4 protein-coding genes and 1 tRNA gene are annotated in these 6911 nt (G+C 53.2%); 3 read left to right on the top strand and 2 right to left on the bottom strand.

The genetic code is table 11. From position 1 onward, the window contains the following. The 3 genes from ACR0LH_RS21425 to ACR0LH_RS21415 all read left to right on the top strand — a co-directional run. Window positions 1-1122 (top strand): hypothetical protein (locus ACR0LH_RS21425; RefSeq protein WP_480722403.1); only part of this gene is annotated, 1122 nt, incomplete at its 5' end. Window positions 1123-1259: 137 nt separating this feature from the next. Further along, on the top strand, window positions 1260-2945 hold the full coding sequence (locus ACR0LH_RS21420; RefSeq protein WP_480722402.1) for a type I secretion system permease/ATPase: 1686 nt from the start codon (window positions 1260-1262) through the stop codon (window positions 2943-2945). Between the two features lie 12 nt (window positions 2946-2957). Then, complete coding sequence (locus ACR0LH_RS21415) at window positions 2958-4481, top strand: HlyD family type I secretion periplasmic adaptor subunit (RefSeq protein WP_480722401.1); 1524 nt, start codon at window positions 2958-2960, stop codon at window positions 4479-4481. A gap of 462 nt (window positions 4482-4943) precedes the next feature. Here the strand turns inward: ACR0LH_RS21415 and ACR0LH_RS21410 are convergent, their stop codons facing one another. Together ACR0LH_RS21410 and ACR0LH_RS21405 are read right to left on the bottom strand one after the other, a co-directional pair. Next, entirely contained in the window at window positions 4944-6380 is a 1437-nt protein-coding gene (locus ACR0LH_RS21410; RefSeq protein WP_480722400.1) for an arylsulfatase, read from the bottom strand. Window positions 6381-6800: 420 nt separating this feature from the next. Beyond that, window positions 6801-6877, bottom strand: a tRNA-Met gene (locus tag ACR0LH_RS21405). Window positions 6878-6911: the final 34 nt, after the last annotated feature.

The raw sequence follows: 6911 nt of genomic DNA, 5'->3' as shown, positions 1-6911 counted from the left end.
ACCGATGCGATCCGTCTGGTCGGCACCCTCAGCGACGCCGAGACCGCCGCAGACACCGCGACGGACTATGTCGACCTCACCCAAAAAATCTCGTTCACCGATGACGGGCCGCAGATCACGGTCAACGACGCATCGGGAGATTATGAGGCGGGTGCGCAAGGCACGTGGTCGGATTCGCCCGGCGCTGACGCGTTTGACTCGTTGGACATTGAACTGGTCAGCTACGAGATCGACGATAATGGTACTGTCGTGGTCAACGCCGATTTGACCCAGGACTTGGTTAATCCCAATTTGTTCTCTGGCTCAATCACCGATGACTTTAATGGTGATGGCGTCGATGAAACGGTGGCTTTCACCATAGAATTCGACAGCCCAACCACCTATGATCTACAGGTGTCTACACCGCCGGGTTCGGTGGTCGAACTGTCCACGGCAGATGGCAGCCTTGATGCGGGTGGCCCGGATCCGGTGCGAACGCTGACAATCGACAGTTCCGAAATCGTGTTCGCGGCGGTCGAGCCAACCTCGACACCTGGCGAGATCAAGCCGTTCCTAAATACTCTTGAAGGCGATTGGGAAAGCACCGCGACTTTCCTCAGCGCCGAACAGATGAATGTCAGCACCTCGGGCATCGGGAATGGCAATAACAACCTGAACGGTAATGCCAATCACGGCATCGATGGTGACACGACATCGGGCGGAAAGGTGGATGAAAGCTTCGTCGTCGATCCAACCGGCTTTAACGTCAGCGCCGTGAAGGTCTTCATCGACAACTCTGTAGGTGGGTATGATAACCCGCCAGAGGATCTGTGGTACACGATCTACTATAGCGATGGCACACCCACTAGCGGCCCGATTGAGGTGTTGGACAGCGATCTATCGTCTGAAGCCGGTGGTCAGGAAAGCTTTGTGGTCGGTGATCCAACGGGACCGAACAACATCGACGCGATCCAGCTCTTTATGGGTCAAGGGACCATCAAGATCCCGGTCATCGAGTTCACGACTTCGCAGGAGTTCAATCCTGAATCGCTAGAGATGACCCTAAATGCGACCGAAACCGACGGTGACTCGGATACGGACACTGACGGGTTCACAATCGACCTCGACCCGGTTGTCGCCTGACAAAGTAGTGAAACGTGCAGACCCGGAACCCCGCCGGGTCTGCACATCCCCACAGCCGTACCAAACCCTTGTTACAGAGTGCCACGTTCATGAACGCCAATCCCGATAAAAACATTGTCGACACTACCAGAAGAGCCGTGAAACGACTTTTCCCGCCGCTGTTGATCGTAAGCTGTGTCGTAAACCTGCTGCTTCTGGTGAGCGCAATTTACATGCTTCAGATCTATGACAGGGTTCTGACCACCGGGTCTTTCGACACTCTGGTCTGGCTGACGGTTGTCGCACTTTTTGCGCTGATCATTTACGGAATACTAGAGCAAGTACGGCGGATGATCTTAGGTCGTGCAAGTTTCTGGGTTGAATCAGAACTCAGCGAACCGACCCTCAGAAAAGCCATGTCTGACCGGCTGACGGGCGGCAACCCAAAGGCCAGCCTGAACGATGTGGCCAACCTCAGGTCATTTCTGGGCGGAGACGCAGTCCTTGCCTTTTTTGATGCGCTTTGGACCCCGATCTTTATTGCATTCATTTGGTTGCTTCACCCCGGACTTGGTGTCTTTGCGCTTTGCAGTGCTATCGTTCTCTTTGTCTTTGCGCTTACAAATGACATTCTGACACGAAATCCCAACAAGGAAATAAGTGCCAAGCTTCGCCAAAGTGATACTGCAGCGCAGCAGTTTCTTGAGAGTGGTGAAACCATCCGCCCACTGGGTATGGGTGATGCGTTGCTTGGTCGTTGGCAGTCTTTTCAAGCAGAGGCCCGACGTGAGCACCTGAACCTGAAGGAAAAAACCTCGGGCCTTGTCAGCGCATCACGAGCCCTGCGCCTTGCCTTGCAAGTCATGATACTGGGACTTGGTGCGTATTTTGTTCTTCAAGGCAATCTGACTGCTGGAGGTATGATCGCCGCCTCAATTGTTCTGGGCAGGGCACTTGCTCCTATAGAGCGTTCAATAAGTGCTTGGAAAAGTTTCGTTGCAGCGCGTACCGCCATCACCCGGCTCAGGGATCACTTTGCGGGTGAATGTGCTCCCGACTATGAAGTCAATTTACCAAAGCCTCTCGGCCAATTGCAGGTGGAAGAGGTCTATTGTCTTGCACCCTATTCGGGCGAACCGATTCTGGAGAACATCTCGTTCTCTCTTGAGCCAGGCGAGACACTAGTCGTCTTCGGGCCTTCCGGTTCGGGCAAATCGACCTTGTGTCGTCTGTTGGTCGGAGCCTGGAAACCAACACGCGGCCATGTAAGGCTTGATGGTGCAGACGTCGGAAATTGGAACCCCGAAAATCTAGGGCCGTGGCTTGGCTATCTGCCCCAAAACGTAGAGCTCTTTCCAGGCACCGTGGCCCAGAACATCGCCCGAATGCGCGATGTTGATGACAAGATGGTGATCAAGGCGGCTAAAGAGGCCGGAGTTCATGATCTTATCTTGCGTTTACCACAGGGGTACGAAACAGACGTTGGCTTGCACGGCGGGCGTATCTCTGGTGGTCAAAGGCAAAGGCTGGGACTTGCTCGTGCTCTTCTGGGTGACCCGTCGTTTATCGTCTTGGATGAGCCCAGTTCGAATCTTGATCAGGAAGGCGATGCAGCCCTTGCTGCAGCTCTTGCGCGCTCCAAGAATCTAGGTCGCACCGTCGTCGTTGTGACCCATCGTCCCGCGGGGCTCAGAACGGCCGACAAGGTTCTGGTTCTCAAAGACGGAGCCGTCGCCGCATTTGGCCCGCGTGAGAAAATTTTGCAGATCAAAGGCCAAGCTCCAGTCTTTCAACCTGTGCGGACGGTGCAATCTAACAGCGGCAACAACGCGGTAGCAGAGTAAGGTGGTTCGCCAATGAGTTTTTGGGAAGAATTACAGGAAAACGTGAAGGCTTTCAGTGCTACGGTGCTTGATGGCATTCTGGGCATTATTCCAGCCGACTGGTTGGCTTGGATCTTAGCAAAGCTACCACCCGCCGTTGAACCGAGGTGGATCGCGGCAATTATTTTACTGCTCACGTTCGTGCTTCTGACATTAATCCTCCGCTCTTTTCGACACAAAGCGATCACAGACTCAACAGCCAACCTAAGAGACCTCACGCGCGCGCCGCTTCGCGCGGGGTACATCGTCGCGATCGGACTGGTGTTTGGTTTGGTGACCTGGTCATTCAGCGCCCGGCTGGAAGGCGCAGCCATTGCACCAGGAGTGGTCAGTCCAGAAGGGTACCGTAAAACTGTTCAACATCTCGAGGGCGGAATCATAAGGTCTATTCACGTGAGGGAAGGGGACAAGGTGACCAAAGGTCAGGTTCTTTTGACTCTTGATGACGTGCAAGCACGCGCCCGACTTGACGAATTGGTAAAGCGGTACACGCACCTGCTGGCGAGGGTCGCCCGCCTCGAAGCTGAATTAGACGGTTCCGAAATATTGGTCGTCCCGATCAACGAGAACGTATCCGATGAAGTTGAATTAATACGCGCAATTTCCGATCAACAAGAACTTCTAACGCGGCGAATTACAACGCAAAAAGGCCGCGACAACATATTGCGCAAACGCATCAAACAGCTCGACGAAGAAAACCTCGGACTTAAGAGAACGATCGTCGGCTTGGACGAAAAAACACATTTAATTGAAGAAGAAATCCAAGGTGTCACAAGCCTGCTGGGGAAAGGTCTAGAAAGGAAATACCGGCTACTAGCCCTGAAACGCGCAGCCGCAGACATCACGATCGAGCGTGCTACCAGTAAAGCGCAGATTGCCCGCAACAATCAAAAAATTGGTGAAACCGAATTGCAATTACTGGCCATGGTCCAGCAAGAGATAGAAGACTCCACCATGGAATTGTCGGAAATGAAACGAACTCTAGCCGAGTTGGAAAGTGAAATACGATGGCACAGTGATGTGGTCGACAGAACCGAAATACGCTCTCCGATTGAAGGTAAGGTGATGAATGTGCGGGTCACTACTCTTTCCGGGGTCGTCCGAAACGGTGAGCCGATCTTGGATATCGTACCTTCTAAGGTTCCTTTGATTATCGACGCCCGAGTCAACCCGATTGATATAGATGTCGTAAGTATTGGCATGCCTGCCCGCATTCATCTTACCGCGTATCAACAACGCAACATGCCGCAGATATTCGGTTTGATGCGCTCAATTTCCGCAGACCGCATAGTCGACGAAAATACAGGACACCCCTATTATTTGGCAAAGGTCGAGGTTTTACCTGCCGAACTCGCAGATTTACAGGACGTCGAACTCGTCTCAGGCATGCCCGTAGAGGTTATGCTGCAAACCGGTGAAGCAAGCGTTGCCGACTATGTCATCGGGCCGCTTTTGAGTTCAATCCGACGTAGTTTCCGGGAAAACCACGGCAGTTAACAACGATTTGGTGATACAAGGTCAGTAGTTTACAAAACTAGTTAAAATTTTTTGTTGCTTGATCTCCAAATACTAGAGAAATCCCAATCCGCGTTTGTATTATAGAACTTGCGGGAGAAGGCCCTTCGCTTTCAGGTTCGTATCCGCGCGATGCCTTTTATCGGAGGCCAGCCGCTTCATCGCAAGCTTCCACCTGCCCCGCTCTGACCGCGCACGGTCTGGGTGGCCCTCGGTCCGACGGGTGCTTCAAGAGTTCACCGAAGGGTGCTCCCCAAAAGCAATTGCGCGCCGCCTCAACACCGAGGGTGTCTGCGGGTGATTGAACTGACCAACCGGTAAGAATTCACGCCGCAATGAATACTCAAGCGCTCGACCTGAACAGTCGGGCGCTTTTATCTTTGTTATATTCCTTCGGACGTTTTTGCATAGCGCCTTTGTCCGCTATGCGGACAAAGCAGCCACTCAGTCATTGGATGGTTCGTAGGGATCCGGCGTTCCCGGGGGGATCGGAGGAAACTCCTCGAATGTAGAGAGGTGCTCATGTAACTGTGGCAACGCCTTTTCGGCCGCCCAAGTGTGTGGGAAGAGCACGCTTTCGCGCTCGTGGGGATCATTCAGAAGGTTGTAGACCCTTGGTGTGTCGAAAGACTCCGTCGCTCCAAAAGCCGTTGTGTTCTCTTTGAACAGAACTTTCCAGTCCTTCCATTTTACACCGAATATCTGTTCGCCCATGTAAACGATCACGCCTTCTCGGTTCGATCTCGGCTGGACACCCAGAAAGAACTCGGACTGGTCGATGCCATCAAAAGCCCGGTCCTCCGGCACTTTGCCGCCTGCGAATGCCGCCAGCGTTGGATAAAGATCCATCGAGTGAACAACGTCATTGCTTTCTGAACCAGCGGGAATCTTCCCCGGCCACTTGATGGCGAAGGGCACGCGCATGCTTCCTTCGAGGCTAGTGAAAAGAGTGCCGCGCCAAGGCCCGGCCGTACCATGTACCGCAGGAACCGGCGAGACGTTGGCGTTTCCAACCGGAAGAGCTTCGGGGCCGTTGTCAGCAGTAAATATCACCACGGTGTCGTCGGAAACGCCTGCCACCTCAATCGCATCAACGATGCGTCCGATATAGCTATCTGTTTGAAGTAGAATGTCGGCCCAGACGCCGTTTCCAGTGGTCCCATCAAATTCTTCGGACACGATGTTTGGATAATGGGTCTGCGTGTAAGCAAGATAAATGAAGAAAGGTGCATCTTCTCCACTCTTGGTTTCGATGAAATCGATGGCTTTTTGTGTCAGGTCGCCATCTATCTCACCGCGATAATCCAGATCATAATCACGCGCGACTGTCGCCGGTTTGCCTGCAATACCCTGCATCACCACAGGTTCGTCCATGTTCGCTTCGGCAAATCCCGGAAGCGTGCGCCAGACCGTAACATCAGTGGTCTCAACACCGTAGAATTCGTCGAAACCTTGATTGGTTGGATAGCGCCCTTCGGTCCAGCCAAGGTGCCATTTGCCGTACATAGCCGTATTGTACCCTACTTCCTTGAGCATCTCGGCCATTGTGATTTCCCACTGGGTCAGACCGTAGACGCCACCTCCCAGTGGGACTGTGTGGTTGCCACTTCGAATACCGTAACGACCGGTCATAGTCGCTGCACGGGAGGGAGTGCACTGACTTTCAACGTTGAAGTTCGTAAGCCTTAAGCCCTCAGCGGCCAGAGCGTCCATTTCCGGAGTGGCGGTGCCACGAATTATCCCACCGCCGTTGAACCCTGGCTCACCCCATCCAAAATTATCGAGAAATATGAAGACAATATTGGGCTTGTCCTGAGCTGAAGCGACAGTGCCTATTAGAATAGATAGCAACAGTAAAAATGTTCGCGAAAACCGCTTCATGACGACGCTCCCAAATAATATCATTCGTTCGAGACTGGCGAAAAAGGGTGCCTGCGGTCAAGAATGAACGTCCTGTATGGGCTCAAAGCCGTCATTCGTGACTTCAGCTTGGGCCGTGGTTTCTCCCTACCCGGGGTATACCCGGCCCCGCGTATACCCCGGGTAGGGAAAAAATCCTGATCGGCTCGTCTACAGGCAATGCAGTTTCGCTTGGCTGACGGTGCTGACAGCACTGACGGTGAAGTCGGGTTGGTTCTTCTTCTGGGGGGAGAATCGGCGCTTCTGAAGGCTGGCTTCGATTCTTCTAGGGTGCTGTTCTTTGCTGTGTGGCGTAGCACCGGTGTAGCACCGGGCGTTGGAGTCCCAAACGCAAGAAGCGCCCCTTTGGGCGCTAAATGCTTGATATCTGACGTTTAATTTTGGTTGCGGGAGTAGGATTTGAACCTACGACCTTCAGGTTATGAGCCTGACGAGCTACCGGGCTGCTCCATCCCGCGTCAGAGTCAGATTTGTATCATCGTTAGAGAGAAT

The sequence above is a fragment of the Ruegeria sp. CL6 genome (assembly GCF_056536465.1).
The sequence above is the reverse complement of the archived record's forward strand: the minus strand, read 5'-3'. Positions and strand labels throughout refer to the sequence as shown.

Excerpts from the sequence above, each read along its gene's own strand:
- ACR0LH_RS21410 (WP_480722400.1), bottom strand. The coding sequence starts at position 6,380 with ATGAAGCGGTTTTCGCGAACATTTTTACTGTTGCTATCTATTCTAATA.
- ACR0LH_RS21415 (WP_480722401.1), top strand. The coding sequence starts at position 2,958 with ATGAGTTTTTGGGAAGAATTACAGGAAAACGTGAAGGCTTTCAGTGCT.